A 15,408-nucleotide genomic window follows, 5' to 3' on the forward strand; every position below is an offset into this window, starting at 1 on the left:
CCCCGCCTTCGCGGGGGCGACGCTCAAGAGTTAGCCCCGCCCGATCAGCTTCTGCGCCATCCGGTCGGCCACCGACGCCGCCGGCGTACCGCTGGCCTTGCTCTCGGCCCAGATTTCGGCGAGCCGGCCGGGGATCAGGTGGATGCGGCTCTCGACTTCCTCGCGGCTGCCCTGCCCCAGATATTCCAGCGCGACGTTGATGATGCCGCCTGCGTTGATAACATAATCGGGGGCGTAGACGATGCCGCGGTCGTGGATGCGCTGGCCGTCGGCGCCGGTCGCTAGCTGGTTGTTCGCGCCGCCCGCGACGATCGGCACGCGCAGTTTCTCGATGCTCGCCTCGGTCAGGATCGCTCCGAGCGCGTTCGGGCTCAGCACATCGGCCTCGACCTCCATGATCGCCGCCGAATCGGCGAGCTCGGCGCCGAGTTCGTCGGCGAGTTCCTTCGCGCGCGCCAGATTGACGTCGGCGAGGGTCAGTTTCGCGCCCTCGGCCGCCAGCCGCCGCGCGACACCGCCGCCGACGCTGCCGACGCCCTGGATCGCGATCCGGACATCCTTCGCGCTGTCGGTGTTCAGCCCTTCGCGAATCGCCGCTTTGATGCCGAGGTACACGCCGAGCGCGGTCAGCGGACCGGGATCGCCGCCCGCCTCGCCGCTCGCCACCGGCAGGCCGCTGACATGCTTGGTGTGCTTCGAAATCTGGACCATGTCGGCGTCGGTGATGCCGACGTCTTCCGCAGTGACATAGGCACCGCCGAGCGATTCGACCGCGCGGCCGAATGCCGCGAGCAGTTCGGGCGTCTTCGCGGCCCCGTCATCGGCCAGGATCACGCCCTTGCCGCCGCCCATCGGCAGCCCCGCCATCGCATTCTTGTAGCTCATGCCGCGCGACAGGCGCAGCGCATCGGTGATCGCCGCCGCGCGCTGGGGATAATGCCAGTAACGCACGCCGCCCGCGCCGGGGCCGAGGTGCGTCGAGTGAACGGCGATGACCGCCGTCAGCCCGCTGGCGCGATCGCGGAACATGTGGACATGTTCATGATCGTCGAAATCGGCGAAATCCCAGACAGCGGACATAAACTCATCCTCGCATTAGAAAATTACGTTAGGACGCAATAATCCGATAGGGGCTGAGAGTCACCCCAAATCCCGCATGTGCGCGAAGATAGAGAAAATGGGGCGACCAACGGGGCTCGAACCCGCGACCTCCGGTACCACAAACCGGCGCTCTAACCAACTGAGCTATGGTCGCCACATAAGCGAAGAGCGGCGCGCGAAGCACCCTCGACAGCGCGCGGCGAATAGGCGCGCATCCCCCCGCTCGTCAAGCATTGTTCGCACGCGCTTCCCTGCTAAAAAGCGCGCCATGGCTGCGAATGAACATGTCGACATGGCGACCTCGGGCGCCGACCGCACCGCCGAGCGGCTCGCCGCCGTCCCCGGCATCCGCCGCGCGCCAACGCCAAAGCTGCAACAGTTCATGCTGTCGGGCTTCCTCGACGCCGAAACCTGCGCCGCGCTGATCGCGCAAATCGACCGCGATGTCCGGCCCTCGACGATCGCCGACCCGAACGGCGACGACGCCTTTCGCACCAGCACGACCTGCGACCTCGATCACCGCGATCCGGTCGTGATCGCGGTCAACAATCGCCTCCACGACCTTACCGGCATCCCGCGCGAATATGGCGAACCGATGCAGGGCCAGCGCTACGACGTCGGACAGGAATTCAAGGCGCACACCGACTATTTCGATCCGCACGGCGCCGACTGGGAAACCTATTGCGCGATACCGGGGCAGCGCAGCTGGACGCTGATGATCTATCTCAACGAACCCGATGCCGGCGGCGCGACGCGTTTTCTCGCGACCGGCAAGATGCATCAGCCCGAGGCGGGCAAGCTGCTCGCGTGGAACAATGTCCATCTCGATGGCACCGCGAACCCCGACACGCTTCATCACGGGATGAAGGTCCGCAAGGGCCGCAAATATATCATCACCAAATGGTTTCGCGAACGGCCCTGGCCATGGGCCGAGGGGGAGTTGGCGATTTGACGTCATCCCAGCGAAAGCTGGGATCGCTCGCGACATAGCGCAAGGTCGATAGCGGCCCCAGCTCTCGCTGGGGCGACGCCTATCTTTGGCTTACTTCACCAGACGATACTGGAAATTCAGCGTCAGCGTGTTGGCGACGCGACCGGGCTCGACCGGCGTGGCCTTCGCCGAACCGGCATCCATCGCCATGCGCACCATCGGCATCGGCGGCTGCGGGCCAAAGCTGCCGCCTTCGCTGATCGACACCAGCTCGACGCCGCGGAAGCCCGCGAGGCGCGCATAATCCTGCGCCTTCGCTTCGGCCGCCTTGATCGCGGTGCCGCGCGCGCCGACCAATTGCGCGTCGGGATCCTTCATGCCGAACGACGGGCCGTCGATGTTCGTGCCGCCCGCGGCGACCAGTGCGTCGAGCAGCGGCCCGATGTCTTCGATCTTCGACGTCGTCACGCGCACGCTGTTCGACACCTGATAACCGAGGAAGCGCGGCGGCTGGCCATCACCGCGATTATTATAGTCATACTGCGGCGACAGGTTGATGCCGCTCGTCTGGATATCCTCGGCCTTGATCCCGCGCGCCTTTACGGCGGCGATCAGCTTGTCCATCGCCGCGGCATTCGCGCGCATCGATTCGACCGCGGTAGGCGCGGTCGTCGTCACGCCGGCGCCCACAGTCGCCTGGTCGGGACGCGAACGCACTTCCTCGCTGACCGCAAAGGACAGGATCGGGCCCTGGGTCGTTGCTGCTGTCACCGTCGAACCTCCCTGCTGAGCAAGCGCGGGCGTTGCCGCCATCAGCGCCAGTCCGGTTGCCATAACGGCGAACATTTGCTTCGTCATTTCATTCTCCTGTGAACCGGGCTTTCGGTCATCTGTTATGTCCGCCCCGTAACGCAGACGGAGCGAACCCGTTCCGGCCTTTGTGCGCTGCGCGCTTGCATGATGCTGAACGCGCCAGTAGCGAGCCGTTCATCATGGCAGCACCGATTTTATCTTATGAAGGCCTTGGCCTTGTGCAGGGCAGCGGCTGGCTGTTCCAGGACCTCGACATCTATGTCGGCGAACGCGACCGGCTCGCGCTGATCGGCCGCAACGGCGCGGGCAAGACGACCTTGCTCAAACTGCTCGCCGGGCAAATCGACGCCGACAAGGGCAAGCGCGTGATCGTCCCGGGCACGCATGTCGTGATGCTCGAACAGGAGCCCGATTTCCGTCCCTTCGCGACGCTGATGGATTTCGCCGTCGCCGCGCCGAACGCGCCCGAGGCCTATGAGGTCGCGGCGATCGCCGACCAGCTCGGCATCGACATGAGCCGCACCGCCGCCAGCGCCTCGGGCGGCGAGCGCCGCCGCGCCGCGCTCGCGCGTGCGCTTGCGCAGAACCCCGATGTGCTGCTGCTCGACGAGCCGACCAACCACCTCGACCTCGCCGCGATCGACTGGCTCGAAAGCTGGCTCGCGCGTTACACCGGCGCGTTCGTCGCGATCAGCCACGACCGTACCTTCCTCACTCGGCTGACGCGCCAGACTTTGTGGCTCGACCGCGGCAGCATCCGCCGCAAGGAAATCGGCTTCGGCGGCTTCGAGGAATGGAGCGACGCCGTCGCGGCCGAGGAAGCGCGCGCCGCCCAGCGCCTCGATTCGAAACTGCGGCTCGAGGCGCATTGGCTCGAACGCGGTGTCACCGCGCGCCGCAAGCGCAATCAGGGCCGCCTCGAAAAATTGAAGGAAATGCGCGCGACCCGCGCCGCGATGATCGGCGGCCCCGGGGTCGCCAAGCTCGGCCTCGCCAACGACGACGTGCGTTCGAAATCGGTGATCGTCGCCGAGGGCGTGTCGAAAAGCTTCGGCGACCGCACGATCATCAAGAATTTCGATTTCCGCGTCCAGCGCGGCGACCGCATCGGCATCGTCGGCGCGAACGGCGCGGGCAAATCGACTTTGCTCAAATTGCTGACCGGCGAAATCCAGCCCGACGAAGGCAGCATCACCCTCGCCCCGACGCTCGACGGCATCATCATCGACCAACAGCGCAGCCTGATGTCGCCGGACAAAACCGTGCGCGACATCCTCTCCGACGGCGGCGACTGGGTCGAGGTGCGCGGCGTCAAAAAACATATCCAGGGCTATTTGAAGGAATTCCTCTTCGACCCCGGCGTCATGGAGGCCAGCGTCGGTGCGCTCTCGGGCGGCGAACGCTCGCGCCTCCTCCTCGCGCGCGAATTCGCCCGCGAATCGAACCTGCTGGTGCTCGACGAGCCCACCAACGACCTCGACCTCGAAACCCTCGACCTGTTGCAGGAAGTGATCGCCGACTATGCCGGCACCGTGCTGCTCGTCAGCCACGACCGCGACTTCCTCGACCGTACCGTCACCGTGACGCTCGGCCTTGACGGATCGGGCAAGGTCGACATCGTCGCAGGCGGCTATGCCGACTGGGAAGCGAAGCGGATCAAGCCGAACGCCGTAAAAGCCAAGGCCGCGACCGCCGCGCCGCCGCCCCCGCCGACCGCGCGCAAGAAGCTCAGCTACAAGGACCAGCGCGACTACGACCTGCTGCCCGGCCGGATCGAAGAGATCGAGACCGAGATGGCGCAGGCCGAAACCGAATTGTCGGACGGCAACCTTTTCGCACGCGACAATGCGCGCTTCAATGCGCTGACCGCAAAGCTCAACGCGCTCCGCGACGAGAAAGCCGCCGCCGAAGACCGCTGGCTCGCGCTGGCCGAAGAGGTCGAAGCTCTCGGCTAACCCCTTGCACGGCGGCCGGACCTCTCCCAAAAGGTCGGCGGGCAAAGGGGGGAGCGGGGCATGGCCGAATATCAGGGACAGCAGGAACTGAGGGGCGTCGGCGGCTGGCTCGGCTTTCTCGTCTTCATCCTCGGCATCGCCACGCCGATCCGAATCCTGTTCGAGACAAAGGCGGCCGTCACCCACGCCGCGATCATGGCGCAACTACTCGGCCCGAACGTGCCTACCTATGTGCAGTTCAGCTGGGCGCTCGCCGCAATCTGCGTCGTCGGGGCGCTCTATCTCGCCTACCGGCTCGTTGCGGTCCATCGCTGGTCGACGGTCGGGATCGTGATCGTGGGACTATGGTGCCTCTATCTGCTTCCCGCCGTCATCGATGCCGTCGTCACCTCGCTTCTCTTTTCCAAGGTCGCGGGCGGCATGCTTGTCGACGCCCTGTGGTCGAGCGCCAAGGCGGCTATTTGGGCAACGATCTGGACGACCTATCTGATGGCGTCGAAGCGGGTGGCGAACACCTATGGCAAGGATGAAGCCGAAGCGCCGACGTAAATAGCGTCACCCCGTCCCGTAGAACCGCGCGAGCCGGTCGAGCGCCAGCCCGAGGACCAGCTTGCCCGACCGCGCGGGCCAACCGAGCGCCTTCTCCGCACCGCCAATCCCCTCGCCAGCGCAGATCACGCGCCAGGAGATGTCGGCCAGCCCCGGTCCCGCCGCGTCGAGCGCCGCGTGAAAGCGCCGATGCGCATCGATCCGCGCCAGCGACGCGTCGGACGCGCGCGCGCCGCCGCGGTTCTTTCCCGGCGGTGCCGCATCCCAACGCATCGTCACCCGCGCCGCCAGCCCCGCGCGCTCATAATCGCCGCGCAGCCTTTCGCCCGCACCCAATTGCGCCGCCGTCAGCAGCCCGCGCGATGCCAGCCAGGCGATCGGGCTTTCGCCGACGTTGACCGTCACATGGCGCATCACCTGCGGCCCCGCCTTGCCCGGATCGATCCGGTCGTCGGGGTGAAGATGCGTTTCGAGGCGGCGTGCGGTCATGCGATTCTCCTTTGCTGCACGCCGGGCTTGACACTGGAATATTTTGTAGGAAAGAAGAAACCGATTTGGTTATTTGAGGGTTTTGCGATGATCAACAGCATCCGCTCGGTCCGCCGCGCCAAGGGCCTGACGCTCGAGGAGGTCGGCCAGCGCTGCGTTCCGCCGACGACGGCGCAGACGATCGGCCGCCTCGAAACGGGGACGCGCACCCTCTCGCTCGGCTGGATGAACCGCATCGCCGCGGCGCTCGGCGTCGACGCCGCCGAACTCGTCCAGTTACCGCAGGACACGCAGCTCACGATCACGGCGCTGCTCGGCGCCGAGGGCGCACAGGCGCCGACGCGCGTCGAACAGGCGCTGACCGCCCGCCCGGGCGAGGATATGGTCGCGGTGCGCGTCACCTCGTCGATCGGCGACTATCGCGCGGGCGATGAAATCTGGTGCCGCCGCATCGAGGGCGACTGGGCGAGCGTGCTCAACCGCGACCTGCTCGTTCCGCGCCCCGCCGGCCGCTTCTTTTTCGCGCGCCTGCTCAACGTCGACGGCGAAAAGCTGCACCTGCTCCCGCTCGGCACCGGCCAGCGCCAGCAGGTCGTTAGCAACCCGCCGTGGGCCGCTGTCGCCGTCCGCCTGCTCCGCACGCTCTGAGTGTCCGCCGCTCCGCCACTCCGCGTCCTGTCGATCGCGACGTTGTTCCCCGACGCCGCGCGGCCCAACTTCGGCCTGTTCGTCGAAAAAAGCCTGCGCGCGCTCGCGGCGCAGCCGGGCATCGACCTCACGATCGTCGCGCCGGTCGGCTTGCCACCCTTCCCGCTCTCACTCCACAAACGCTATCGCGCGCTCCGTAGCCTCCCGCGAAGGGAGGGCTGGAACGGCCTCACCGTCCTCCGCCCGCGCTTCACGTTGATCCCGCGGATCGGAGCAAGATTCAATCCGGCAAAAGTCGCAAACGCCGTGCTGTCTGGGGTGCGCGGCCAGTCCTTCGACGTGATCGACGCGCAATTCTTCTATCCCGATGGCCCCGCCGCGATGCGTGTCGCGGACGCGCTCGGCCTCCCCTTTTCGACCAAGGCGCGCGGCGCCGACATCAGCCACTTCGGCCATGACCCGGCGACGCAGTCGCAGGTGATCGAAGCGGGCAGGAAAGCCGCGGGCCTGCTTGCCGTCTCCGAAGCGATGCGCGGCGACATGGCCGCGATCGGCATCGACCCGGCGAAAGTCGCCGTCCACTACACCGGCATCGACACCGCACGCTTCCACCCCGGCGACTGTGCCGCCGCGCGCGCAGCGCTCGGCATGGACGCCAGCCCCGCAATCCTCACCGTCGGCGCGCTGATCGAACGCAAGGGTCAGGCGCTTGTAATCGAGGCGCTGCCCGCGCTGCCCGACGTCCACTATTGGCTTGCCGGCGCGGGCGATGAGGAAGGCCGTTACCGCTCGCTCGCGCAAAAGCTTGGTGTCGCAACCCGCGTCCACTTCATGGGCCCCGTCGCCAACGCCGACCTGCCGCAGCTTTATCGCGCCGCCGACCTTGTCGTGATGCCGTCGGTCAGCGAAGGCCTCGCCAATGCGTGGGTCGAGGCGCTCGCTTGCGGCACGCCCATCGTGATCAGCGACGCGGGCGGCGCCGCCGAGCTGGTAACGTCGCCAATCGCCGGGCGGATCGCCCCGCGCACACCGGGCGCGATTGCCGAAGCCGTGCGGGCAATCCTCGCGAATCCGCCCTCACCGTCCGACGTCGCGGCCAGCCTTGGCGGCCGCTTCGACTGGGGCCGCAACGGCCGCGAACTCGCCGCGCATCTCCGCCGCTGCGCAAGTCGCTAGATACGGCAACGCCGGCCCACTCGCAGAGCAGGCCGGCGCCGTTTTTTAAAAGCTACGGGCCTCAGACGACCGCGCCGTCGTCCTTGCGCTCGACACGCTCGCCGCCGTCCATCCCGGCCGTCGTGCGCGGCACGAAGCTGTGCGGCCCGACCTTCAGCCACACGAGCACCGGGGTCGACATCAGCACCGACGAATAGCCGCCGATAAACACGCCGAACAGCATTGCCGCGGTAAAGCCGAAAATCACGTCCGGGCCAAAGAGCAACAGCATGCCGAGCGCCAGGACCATGGCGACCGTCGTCATGACCGTACGCGACAGCGTTTCGTTGATGCTGAGATTGAGAAGCGGAACGATCTCCATCTTGCGGTATTTTTTCAGATTCTCGCGAATTCGATCATAAACGACGATCGTGTCGTTCAGCGAATAGCCGACGATGGTCAGCAGCGCCGCGACGCTGTTCAGGTCGAACTGCATCTGCGTCACCGCGAACAGGCCGAAGGTCAGCGATACCTCATGGAACAGGCGGCCAAGCGCACCGACGCCGAACTGCCATTCGAAGCGTATCCATATATATATGGAAATGCCGAGGATCGCGAGGCCCAGGCTGATCGCCCCGGTTCGTATCAATTCTCCCGAGACCTTGCCCGAAACGGTTTCGACCGAGCCGGTCTTCGCGGTCGGGAAGGCTTTTTGAATGCCCGATACCAGCTGCTGCCCCGCGCGCTCGGCGGCGGCCTTGTCGCCGTCAGGGAGCGCGGTGCGGATCGACACCGCCTTGTCCGATCCGAACTGCTGGATCGTCGCTTCGCCAAGGCCGATGTCGCCGACCTTTTCGCGAATTTCGTCGATTGGCGGCATCCCCTGAGTGAATTCAACGCGAACCGACTGGCCACCGACGAAGTCGACGCCGAGGTTCAGGCCCTTCACGGCGACCAGTGCGATCGACACGGCCACGAGGAAAAAGCTCATGAATGACGCGACTTTCCGCCACCGCAGGAAATCGATGTTGGTGTCGTCAGGAACGAGTTTCAGCAAGCGCATCGTTTCGCTCCCTTAAATATTGATCGACGTCGGGCGCTTGGTCCGCAGCCAATGGGCTACGAACATGCGCGTGACGGTAACGGCGGTGAAGACGCTGGTGACGATCCCGATGGTCAGAACCACCGCGAAGCCCTTGATCGGGCCCGAACCGAACCAGAACATCAACGCGGCGGCGATGACATTGGTGACGTTCGCGTCGAAAATCGCGCGGCTGGCTTCCGAATAACCGAGCTCGATCGCCTGAAACACCTTTCGCCCGCGTTTCAGTTCCTCGCGTATGCGTTCGTTGATCAGCACGTTCGCGTCGACCGCGGCGCCGATCGTCAGCACAAAGCCCGCGATCCCCGGCAGCGTCAATGTCGCGTTGAACGCCGCCATGACCGCGATGATCAGGAAGACGTTGAAGACCAGCGCGACGCACGCATAGACGCCGAAGCGGCCATAAACGACGAGCATCAGCACCAGCACCGACACCGTGGCGATGATCCCCGCGATCGCGCCCTTGCGGATCGAATCGGCACCGAGTTCCGGGGTCACCGTGCGTTCCTCGACGACGGTCATCTTCACCGGCAGCGCGCCCGAGCGCAGCGAAATCGCCAGTGCGTTGGCGCTCGCGACGCTGAAGCTGCCCGAAATCTGCGCACTGCCGCCGAGGATCGGTTCGTTGATCGACGGCGCCGACAGCACCTTGCCGTCGAGCACCATCGCGAAACGCTTGCCGACGCTCTGCGCCGTCACCTTCGCAAAGGTGCTCGACCCGCCCGAATCGAACCGGATCGAAACGACCGGCTGGTTGTTCTGGGGATCATAGCTTTGCTTGGCGTCGATCAGCTGCTCGCCGCTGATCATCACCTGGCGGCGCAGCACTTCGAACGCGGCGCCGCTGCCCTCGCCCTCGGCATAGGGGACGATTTCACTGCCGACGGGAACGCGGCCCGCGGCGGCTTCGGCGGGGTCGGCGTTGGCGTCGACCATTCGGAATTCAAGCCGTGCGGTCTTGCCGATCAGTTCCTTCAGCGCGGCCGGGTCCTGCAGGCCGGGGACCTGCACGACGACGCGGTCGTCGCCTTCGCGAATGATCGTCGGTTCGCGCGTGCCGAGCGCATTGACGCGCTTGTCGATGATATCGCGCGCGGTATCCATCGCGTTCGCGACGGCCTGTGCCTGCCCGGCTCCCGTCGGGGTCATCTCGATCCGCGTCGAATCGACGACCGTGATGTTCCAGTCGCGCTGGCCCGTCAGCTGCGCGCCGCGCGTTTCGCTGAACAGCCGCTCGCGAGCTTCGTCGAGCTTCGCGAGATCGCGGACGAGGAAGCTGATCTTGCCGCCCGCGGTCGACAGTTCGCCGATCGCGATATCGTCGTCGGGTCCGCTTTCGCCGCGCATCGCGGCGCGCACGGTCTTCTCCATATTCGCGAGCTGCGTCTTGCGAAGGTCGGCGATGTCGGCTTCAAGCAGCAAGTGGCTGCCGCCGGCAAGGTCGAGGCCCAGATTGACCTTCGCCTGCAGGAACGACGGCAGGCTGTCCCTCGTTTTTTCAGGCAGGAAGCTGGGGATGGAAAAAAGGATACCGAGCAGCAGGATGATGCTGATGCCGATGGTCTTCCAGCGCGGGAAATCGAGCATGGTCTAGAAATCCGATAGCAAGAGCGGGACCGCGAAGGACGCGGGGCCCGCCGCGTCAGTCGTTGGCGGGCTTGCCACCGGGCTGCAGGACGTCGGCGAGGGTCGACTTGACGACCTTGATCTTCACGCCCTGTGCGATTTCGACATCGACGAAATCATCGTCGACGCGCGTGATCTTGCCGACGATGCCGCCGCCGGTCACGACCTGGTCGCGCGGCTTCACCGCCGCGACCTTGGCGCGATGTTCCTTGGCGCGGACCTGCTGCGGGCGGATCAGGAAGAACCAGAACACCGCGAAGATCAGCAGATAGGGAACCAGCATCAGGAAACCGGCAGCCCCGCCGCCCGATCCGGCCGCCTGGGTCAGAAGCAATTGCGTCGACATGAGTGAAAAACTTTCCGTTCGTAAGCATTGCCAATTCCCCTTGCGGAACCGGCACGCAAATATGGCGCGGCGCCTATCACGCAGGGAAGCCCCGCGCAACCGGTCGCTGCGCCCCTCCCCCTTGGCAAGCGTGGCCGAAATGGGAATGATACCCGCCATATCAACCCCGCCCCGTCAATCGAGGCAATAACGCGCCATCCCCGCTTGCATCGTCCGCCAACCCGCGCTAGGGGCCTCGCCTGCCCTTACGGGGGCCGGTCGGGACGTAGCGCAGCCTGGTAGCGCATCACACTGGGGGTGTGGGGGTCGGAGGTTCGAATCCTCTCGTCCCGACCAATTTAACTGACAATCTGACAGCGTGCTGACAGGATAGCGCGCCATCGGGGCCGGGCGCGACGCATCGGCGTCGTCCACCCCATCAACGCGCGGGCAGCGCACGAGCGGAAAGCGCGGGGATATGCAGGCGGGCCTTCTGGCCGTTGCGGCCGCATTTCTGACTTCCATCCTTTCGGGCATTTTCGGCATGGCGGGCGGGCTCGTCCTCATGGTCGGCGGCACCATCCTCGACCGCATCAGCGACGCGCACTTCCGCGCCAGCCGCCGCTGGATCGTCACGATCATCGGCGCGACCTTCCTATTTCAGGCGGCGCAGATCGTGCTTGCCTGAAACGCCGCGCTCGACTGAGATACGGATATGACATCGAATCGCGAAACCACGATCATCCGCATCGTCGACATGCACACGGCAGGCGAGCCCGTCCGTATCGTCGAGGCCGGATATCCCCCACTCGCCGGCAACACGATCCTGGAAAAAAGGCGCGATGCCCAGACACGCTTCGATCACCTGCGCACAATGCTGATGCTCGAACCGCGCGGGCATGACGGCATGTACGGCGTGATCCCGACCGAGCCCTGCGCAGCGGGGGCCGACCTTGCCGTGCTCTTCACGCATCAAGAAGGATACAGCACGATGTGCGGCCACGCGACCATCGCGATCGGCCGCTGGGCGGTCGACACGGGGCGCGTCGCGCGCGTTGACGGCAAGGCCCGCTTCGGGCTCGAGGCCCCTTGCGGCGTCATCCAGGTCGATGTCGAGACGGACGAAGCCGGCGTCACCCGTGTCGCATTCGAGAGCGTCGAATCTTTTGCGAGCGCGCTCGATCGGACTGTTGAGGTTCCCGGCCTCGGCCCGGTCCGCGTCGACATCGCTTTCGGCGGCGCCTTCTACGCGATCCTGCCCGCGAGCCGCATCGGCCTGTCGCTGATGGAAACGCCGCTGGCAGAGCTCGTACAGGCCGCGACCGCGATCACCGAGGCGATCCGTGCCAGCGGGCCCATCGTCCATCCGACCGAACCCGATCTCGGCTTTCTCTACGGCACGATCCTGACCGACGATGTGGCGCTCGGCATGCATGGCGGCCAGCCCAGCTACAATCTTTGCATCTTCGCCGATGGACAGATCGACCGCTCGCCGACCGGCAGCGGGGTAACGGCGCGTATCGCGCTCGCCGCAGCGAAGGACGAGATGACAGTGGGAGACAGCTGCGAAATCCGGGGCGTATCGGGCGAAGGCTTCGTCGGGACACTCGCCGCGACGAGCGGAACCGGACTCGATGCCGCGTCGCGCGTCCGGGTCGCCGGGCAGGCCTGGTATTCGGGGCGCAGCGAGATGATCGGGGAGCCCGGCGACCGCTTCGGTGCGGGCTTCACTCTCCCGCGCCGCCTTGCCGAGCTCGACACGCCGGTGTGACGCAGCGCGTCTGCCGCATTGCTATGCGGCGCCGCTCCATACTGGCCAAGCCAGGCGATCGCACCTAGGAGCGCCGGCATGGAGTTCGCCCCCGAAATCTTCGCCTTCCTGATCGGCGTCGCCTTTCTCGCCGGAACGGTCGACGCGATGGCGGGCGGCGGGGGTCTCCTCACCATTCCCGCATTGATGGCGGTCGGCGTTCCGCCGGTCTCGGCGATCGCGACGAACAAGCTGCAAAGCACGATCGGCACCGGCTCGGCCTTCCTGACCTTCTGGCGCGCGGGGCATGTCGATCTTCGCCGCTTCGCATGGCCCGCGGCGGGAGCCTTTGCCGGCTCGGTGCTCGGCGCGACCGCGGTCCAATATGTCCGGTCCGATTTCCTCGCCGCGCTCGTCCCGCTGCTGCTCATCGCGATGGGCTTCTATTTCCTGCTCGCCCCCCCGATGAGCAGCGTCGACCGCCATGCGCGCGTCGGCCCGCTCGGGCTCACCCTCATCGTTACGGCGCTCGGCTTCTACGACGGCTTCTTCGGCCCGGGCGCGGGCTCGTTCCTGACGCTCACGCTCGTCGCGCTCGGCGGGCTCGGGCTCGTTCGCGCGATCGGCAACGCAAAGTTCCTCAACCTCGCGACCAATGTCGCCGGCCTGCTCGCGATGATTGTCGGTGGTCATGTCCTGTGGCTGCTCGGCCTCTCGATGGCCGCCGCCAATGTCGCGGGCAACCAGCTCGGCGCGCGGCTCGCGATCCGTTTCGGTGGGCGCGGGGTGCGGCCGCTGCTTGTGGTCATGTCCTTCGCCCTGACCGCCAAACTCCTCGCCGACCCCGCCAACCCGCTCTGGACGCTCTTTTAGGGCTGGCCCTCCTCCGCCGACGGCGGCGGTTCCGCGCGCGCCTTTTGCTTCGCGGCCAGTTCGGCCTTGTCGACCACGCCGTCGCCGTTCGCATCGAGAAACTTGATGAAGGCATCGACCTTTTCGGGCGAGGCCATCGTCGGATCGCCCTGCTGCTGGGCACGCATTTCAGCCATCTTGGTAATCTCGGCCTTGTCCAGCTTCCCATCGCCATTGGTGTCGATCATCGCGAACATGCGGCCGCCATCCTGCGGCGGCTGGGCGGCAGCGATGCCCGGAACAGCCATGCCGATCGAGGCGGCGATCATCGTCAATTTCTTCATTCCATGTCCTTTGGTCATATCGGCAATAGCGCCGGGACGCCCCGCCGCGGACATGGCAGCTTGCGTGTCGCAAAACTATGGCAGCGACTTCGGCTCGTCACGGTTTCAGCACGACCTTGCCCACCACCTCGCGCCGCTCGAGCATCGCAAAGCCTTCGCGCCAGTCGGCAAGGTCGAGCGCAGCATGGACGTGCGGCCGGATTTTCCCTGCGGCCGCCAGCGCATCGATCGCCGCGACATTCTCCGCTCCGCGATCGGGAAAGCGCCGGCCATATTCGCCCGCGCGCACCCCGACGACCGAGAAGCCCTTGATCAGCGGCATGTTCACCGACACCTCGGCTATGCGCCCCGACGCAAAACCGATGACGAGCAGGCGTCCGCCAAACGCGATACAGCGCGTCGATTCGTCGAATATGTCGCCCCCGACCGGATCGAAAATCACATCGGCGCCCTTACCGCCGGTCAGCGCCTTCACCTCGTCGCGAAATCCCGGCCCGGCGGAAATCACTGCATCGGGCGCGTAGAGCCGCGCAATCGCCTCGCGCTTTTCCGCGCTGCTCGCCGCCGCGATGACACGCGCACCCAGCGCCTTCGCCAGATCGACCGTCGCCAGCCCGACCCCGCCCGCCGCGCCATGCACCAGCACCCACTCGCCCGGCTCGACCCGCGCGCAGCGGACCAGTGCGACATAGGCGGTCAGATAAGCGACCGGATAAGCGGCCGCCTCGTCCCAGCTCAGTCGTTCGGGCTTGCGGCGCAGGTTTGCCGCCGGAACGACGGCATATTCAGCCATCGCGCCGAACCGGTTGCCGCCGATCACCGCGTCGCCCGGCGCCCAGCCATCGACACCCTCACCCACTGCATCGACCTCGCCCGCGAATTCCAGCCCCGACACGAACGGCAGGTCGGGCTTCAACTGATAGCCACCGCCGGTCATCAACAGATCGGGGAAATTCACTGCCGCCGCGCGCACCCGCACACGAACTTCGCCGGGTCCGGGCAAAGGTACGGGCAAATCCGCAAGCGCCGCCCCCGCATGATCGGACAGCAATTCGCGTATTTGCAAAGCCCGCATGGCGAAAATCCTTTCCTACAATATTCCCATATGGTTCGTTTCACCTGCCCAACAAACCACAGGAGCGAATCATGCCAAGACCAGACCCGTCTGCCTGCGATGCAGATATCTTGATCGATGCCGTCATCGACCGCGAAGGCCGATATGTAAACCACCCCGCCGACCGCGGCGGCCCGACCTGCTGGGGGATCACCGAGGCGGTCGCGCGGGCGCAAGGCTATGCCGGCGCGATGCGCGAGTTGCCGCGCGGCGAGGCCGCCTTGATCTATCGCCGCCTCTATTGGCTGCGTCCCGGCTTCGACAAGGTCGCGCTGCGCGCCTCCAAAATCGCCGCCGAACTGTTCGACACCGGCGTCAATATGGGCACCGGCACCGCGGCTGGTTTCCTCCAGCGCGCGCTCAACGCGCTCAACCGCGCGGCGCGCGACTATCCCGACATCGCGGTCGATCGCGAGGTGGGTCCGCGCACGCTGTCGGCGCTCGACGGTTTCCTGAAAGCGCGCGGCAAGGACGGCGAAACCGTCCTCCTGCGCGCGATGGAGGCGCTGCAGGGCGAACGCTACATCGCGCTCGCCGAACGCCGCCCGAGCCAGGAAGCCTTCCTCTACGGCTGGCTGGCCAATCGCATCGGCGGGCACTGACCCCGCGAACATGTCGATTCCGAGTGAAGTTGTGAGGATTCTCTAGCAAAAA

Annotated in this window: 17 protein-coding genes and 2 tRNA genes; 10 read left to right on the forward strand and 9 right to left on the reverse strand. The window is 66.1% G+C overall.

Features of this window, described 5'->3' with window-relative positions; translation table 11 throughout:
• Window positions 1-30 precede the first annotated feature (30 nt).
• Together ACTJI5_RS19550 and ACTJI5_RS19555 are read right to left on the reverse strand one after the other, a co-directional pair.
• Window positions 31-1,080, reverse strand: a complete 1,050-nt coding sequence (locus ACTJI5_RS19550) for a Glu/Leu/Phe/Val family dehydrogenase (protein WP_440861484.1) — start codon at window positions 1,078-1,080, stop codon at window positions 31-33.
• A gap of 98 nt (window positions 1,081-1,178) precedes the next feature.
• Window positions 1,179-1,255, reverse strand: a tRNA-His gene (locus tag ACTJI5_RS19555).
• 114 nt (window positions 1,256-1,369) lie between these two features.
• Between ACTJI5_RS19555 and ACTJI5_RS19560 the strand changes: the two genes are divergently transcribed.
• Window positions 1,370-2,053 carry a prolyl hydroxylase family protein gene (locus ACTJI5_RS19560; RefSeq protein ID WP_440861485.1) on the forward strand — a complete coding sequence of 228 codons (684 nt, stop codon included), beginning with the start codon at window positions 1,370-1,372 and terminating at the stop codon, window positions 2,051-2,053.
• Between the two features lie 90 nt (window positions 2,054-2,143).
• On the opposite strand, the gene ACTJI5_RS19565 is transcribed toward ACTJI5_RS19560, so the two are convergent.
• Window positions 2,144-2,890 (reverse strand): SIMPL domain-containing protein, encoded by a 747-nt coding sequence (locus ACTJI5_RS19565; RefSeq protein WP_058536126.1) that lies wholly within the window; start codon window positions 2,888-2,890, stop codon window positions 2,144-2,146.
• Window positions 2,891-3,024: 134 nt separating this feature from the next.
• Between ACTJI5_RS19565 and ACTJI5_RS19570 the strand changes: the two genes are divergently transcribed.
• Window positions 3,025-4,800, forward strand: coding sequence for an ABC-F family ATP-binding cassette domain-containing protein (locus tag ACTJI5_RS19570; RefSeq protein WP_440861486.1), 1,776 nt, complete (start codon window positions 3,025-3,027; stop codon window positions 4,798-4,800).
• 60 nt (window positions 4,801-4,860) lie between these two features.
• Window positions 4,861-5,349 (forward strand): DUF2569 family protein, encoded by a 489-nt coding sequence (locus tag ACTJI5_RS19575; protein WP_440861487.1) that lies wholly within the window; start codon window positions 4,861-4,863, stop codon window positions 5,347-5,349.
• A gap of 6 nt (window positions 5,350-5,355) precedes the next feature.
• Here the strand turns inward: ACTJI5_RS19575 and ACTJI5_RS19580 are convergent, their stop codons facing one another.
• Window positions 5,356-5,838, reverse strand: a complete 483-nt coding sequence (locus ACTJI5_RS19580; protein ID WP_440861488.1) for a DUF6456 domain-containing protein — start codon at window positions 5,836-5,838, stop codon at window positions 5,356-5,358.
• Window positions 5,839-5,925: 87 nt separating this feature from the next.
• On the opposite strand from ACTJI5_RS19580, the gene ACTJI5_RS19585 reads away from it, so the two are divergent.
• Together ACTJI5_RS19585 and ACTJI5_RS19590 are read left to right on the forward strand one after the other, a co-directional pair.
• Window positions 5,926-6,486 carry a helix-turn-helix domain-containing protein gene (locus ACTJI5_RS19585; RefSeq protein WP_058536123.1) on the forward strand — a complete coding sequence of 187 codons (561 nt, stop codon included), beginning with the start codon at window positions 5,926-5,928 and terminating at the stop codon, window positions 6,484-6,486.
• Window positions 6,487-7,662: a glycosyltransferase gene (locus ACTJI5_RS19590; RefSeq protein WP_440861489.1), complete on the forward strand. Its 1,176-nt coding sequence runs from the start codon at window positions 6,487-6,489 to the stop codon at window positions 7,660-7,662.
• 61 nt (window positions 7,663-7,723) lie between these two features.
• Here ACTJI5_RS19590 and secF read toward each other — a convergent pair whose 3' ends face one another.
• The 3 genes from secF to yajC are packed head-to-tail and all read right to left on the reverse strand — an operon-like array spanning window position 7,724 to window position 10,715.
• Window positions 7,724-8,704, reverse strand: a complete 981-nt coding sequence (gene secF, locus ACTJI5_RS19595; RefSeq protein ID WP_310256347.1) for a protein translocase subunit SecF — start codon at window positions 8,702-8,704, stop codon at window positions 7,724-7,726.
• A gap of 12 nt (window positions 8,705-8,716) precedes the next feature.
• Window positions 8,717-10,330: a protein translocase subunit SecD gene (gene secD, locus ACTJI5_RS19600; RefSeq protein ID WP_310256349.1), complete on the reverse strand. Its 1,614-nt coding sequence runs from the start codon at window positions 10,328-10,330 to the stop codon at window positions 8,717-8,719.
• A 55-nt stretch (window positions 10,331-10,385) separates the two neighbouring features.
• Complete coding sequence (gene yajC / locus ACTJI5_RS19605; protein WP_052182143.1) at window positions 10,386-10,715, reverse strand: preprotein translocase subunit YajC; 330 nt, start codon at window positions 10,713-10,715, stop codon at window positions 10,386-10,388.
• A gap of 259 nt (window positions 10,716-10,974) precedes the next feature.
• On the opposite strand from yajC, the gene ACTJI5_RS19610 reads away from it, so the two are divergent.
• From ACTJI5_RS19610 to ACTJI5_RS19625, 4 genes are all read left to right on the forward strand, one after another.
• Window positions 10,975-11,051 (forward strand) — tRNA-Pro (locus ACTJI5_RS19610).
• Between the two features lie 121 nt (window positions 11,052-11,172).
• The gene (locus ACTJI5_RS19615) at window positions 11,173-11,382 is read left to right on the forward strand and encodes a hypothetical protein (RefSeq protein ID WP_440861490.1); all 210 of its coding nucleotides are present in this window, start codon (window positions 11,173-11,175) and stop codon (window positions 11,380-11,382) included.
• Between the two features lie 27 nt (window positions 11,383-11,409).
• On the forward strand, window positions 11,410-12,465 hold the full coding sequence (locus ACTJI5_RS19620) for a proline racemase family protein (protein WP_440861491.1): 1,056 nt from the start codon (window positions 11,410-11,412) through the stop codon (window positions 12,463-12,465).
• A gap of 78 nt (window positions 12,466-12,543) precedes the next feature.
• Window positions 12,544-13,317 (forward strand): TSUP family transporter, encoded by a 774-nt coding sequence (locus ACTJI5_RS19625; protein ID WP_439511372.1) that lies wholly within the window; start codon window positions 12,544-12,546, stop codon window positions 13,315-13,317.
• On the opposite strand, the gene ACTJI5_RS19630 is transcribed toward ACTJI5_RS19625, so the two are convergent.
• The gene (locus ACTJI5_RS19630; protein WP_440861492.1) at window positions 13,314-13,640 is read right to left on the reverse strand and encodes an EF-hand domain-containing protein; all 327 of its coding nucleotides are present in this window, start codon (window positions 13,638-13,640) and stop codon (window positions 13,314-13,316) included. The two genes, ACTJI5_RS19625 and ACTJI5_RS19630, sit on opposite strands and share 4 nt — an antisense overlap.
• Window positions 13,641-13,737: 97 nt before the next feature.
• Window positions 13,738-14,715 (reverse strand): NADPH:quinone oxidoreductase family protein, encoded by a 978-nt coding sequence (locus ACTJI5_RS19635; RefSeq protein ID WP_440861493.1) that lies wholly within the window; start codon window positions 14,713-14,715, stop codon window positions 13,738-13,740.
• A gap of 71 nt (window positions 14,716-14,786) precedes the next feature.
• Here ACTJI5_RS19635 and ACTJI5_RS19640 point away from each other — a divergent pair, with 71 nt between their 5' ends.
• On the forward strand, window positions 14,787-15,356 hold the full coding sequence (locus ACTJI5_RS19640) for a glycoside hydrolase family 108 protein (protein ID WP_440861494.1): 570 nt from the start codon (window positions 14,787-14,789) through the stop codon (window positions 15,354-15,356).
• Window positions 15,357-15,408 lie beyond the last annotated feature (52 nt).

Origin of the sequence: Sphingopyxis sp. 22461 (assembly GCF_052044915.1) — a bacterium.
In the GTDB taxonomy this organism is placed as follows: domain Bacteria; phylum Pseudomonadota; class Alphaproteobacteria; order Sphingomonadales; family Sphingomonadaceae; genus Sphingopyxis.

What these genes read in the sequence shown, in the direction of transcription:
- ACTJI5_RS19550 (WP_440861484.1), bottom strand. Translation starts at nt 1,080, where the DNA reads ATGTCCGCTGTCTGGGATTTCGCCGATTTCGACGATCATGAACATGTC.
- ACTJI5_RS19560 (WP_440861485.1), top strand. Translation starts at nt 1,370, where the DNA reads ATGGCTGCGAATGAACATGTCGACATGGCGACCTCGGGCGCCGACCGC.
- ACTJI5_RS19565 (WP_058536126.1), bottom strand. Translation starts at nt 2,890, where the DNA reads ATGACGAAGCAAATGTTCGCCGTTATGGCAACCGGACTGGCGCTGATG.
- ACTJI5_RS19570 (WP_440861486.1), top strand. Translation starts at nt 3,025, where the DNA reads ATGGCAGCACCGATTTTATCTTATGAAGGCCTTGGCCTTGTGCAGGGC.
- ACTJI5_RS19575 (WP_440861487.1), top strand. Translation starts at nt 4,861, where the DNA reads ATGGCCGAATATCAGGGACAGCAGGAACTGAGGGGCGTCGGCGGCTGG.
- ACTJI5_RS19580 (WP_440861488.1), bottom strand. Translation starts at nt 5,838, where the DNA reads ATGACCGCACGCCGCCTCGAAACGCATCTTCACCCCGACGACCGGATC.
- ACTJI5_RS19585 (WP_058536123.1), top strand. Translation starts at nt 5,926, where the DNA reads ATGATCAACAGCATCCGCTCGGTCCGCCGCGCCAAGGGCCTGACGCTC.
- secF (WP_310256347.1), bottom strand. Translation starts at nt 8,704, where the DNA reads ATGCGCTTGCTGAAACTCGTTCCTGACGACACCAACATCGATTTCCTG.
- secD (WP_310256349.1), bottom strand. Translation starts at nt 10,330, where the DNA reads ATGCTCGATTTCCCGCGCTGGAAGACCATCGGCATCAGCATCATCCTG.
- yajC (WP_052182143.1), bottom strand. Translation starts at nt 10,715, where the DNA reads ATGTCGACGCAATTGCTTCTGACCCAGGCGGCCGGATCGGGCGGCGGG.
- ACTJI5_RS19615 (WP_440861490.1), top strand. Translation starts at nt 11,173, where the DNA reads ATGCAGGCGGGCCTTCTGGCCGTTGCGGCCGCATTTCTGACTTCCATC.
- ACTJI5_RS19620 (WP_440861491.1), top strand. Translation starts at nt 11,410, where the DNA reads ATGACATCGAATCGCGAAACCACGATCATCCGCATCGTCGACATGCAC.
- ACTJI5_RS19625 (WP_439511372.1), top strand. Translation starts at nt 12,544, where the DNA reads ATGGAGTTCGCCCCCGAAATCTTCGCCTTCCTGATCGGCGTCGCCTTT.
- ACTJI5_RS19630 (WP_440861492.1), bottom strand. Translation starts at nt 13,640, where the DNA reads ATGAAGAAATTGACGATGATCGCCGCCTCGATCGGCATGGCTGTTCCG.
- ACTJI5_RS19635 (WP_440861493.1), bottom strand. Translation starts at nt 14,715, where the DNA reads ATGCGGGCTTTGCAAATACGCGAATTGCTGTCCGATCATGCGGGGGCG.
- ACTJI5_RS19640 (WP_440861494.1), top strand. Translation starts at nt 14,787, where the DNA reads ATGCCAAGACCAGACCCGTCTGCCTGCGATGCAGATATCTTGATCGAT.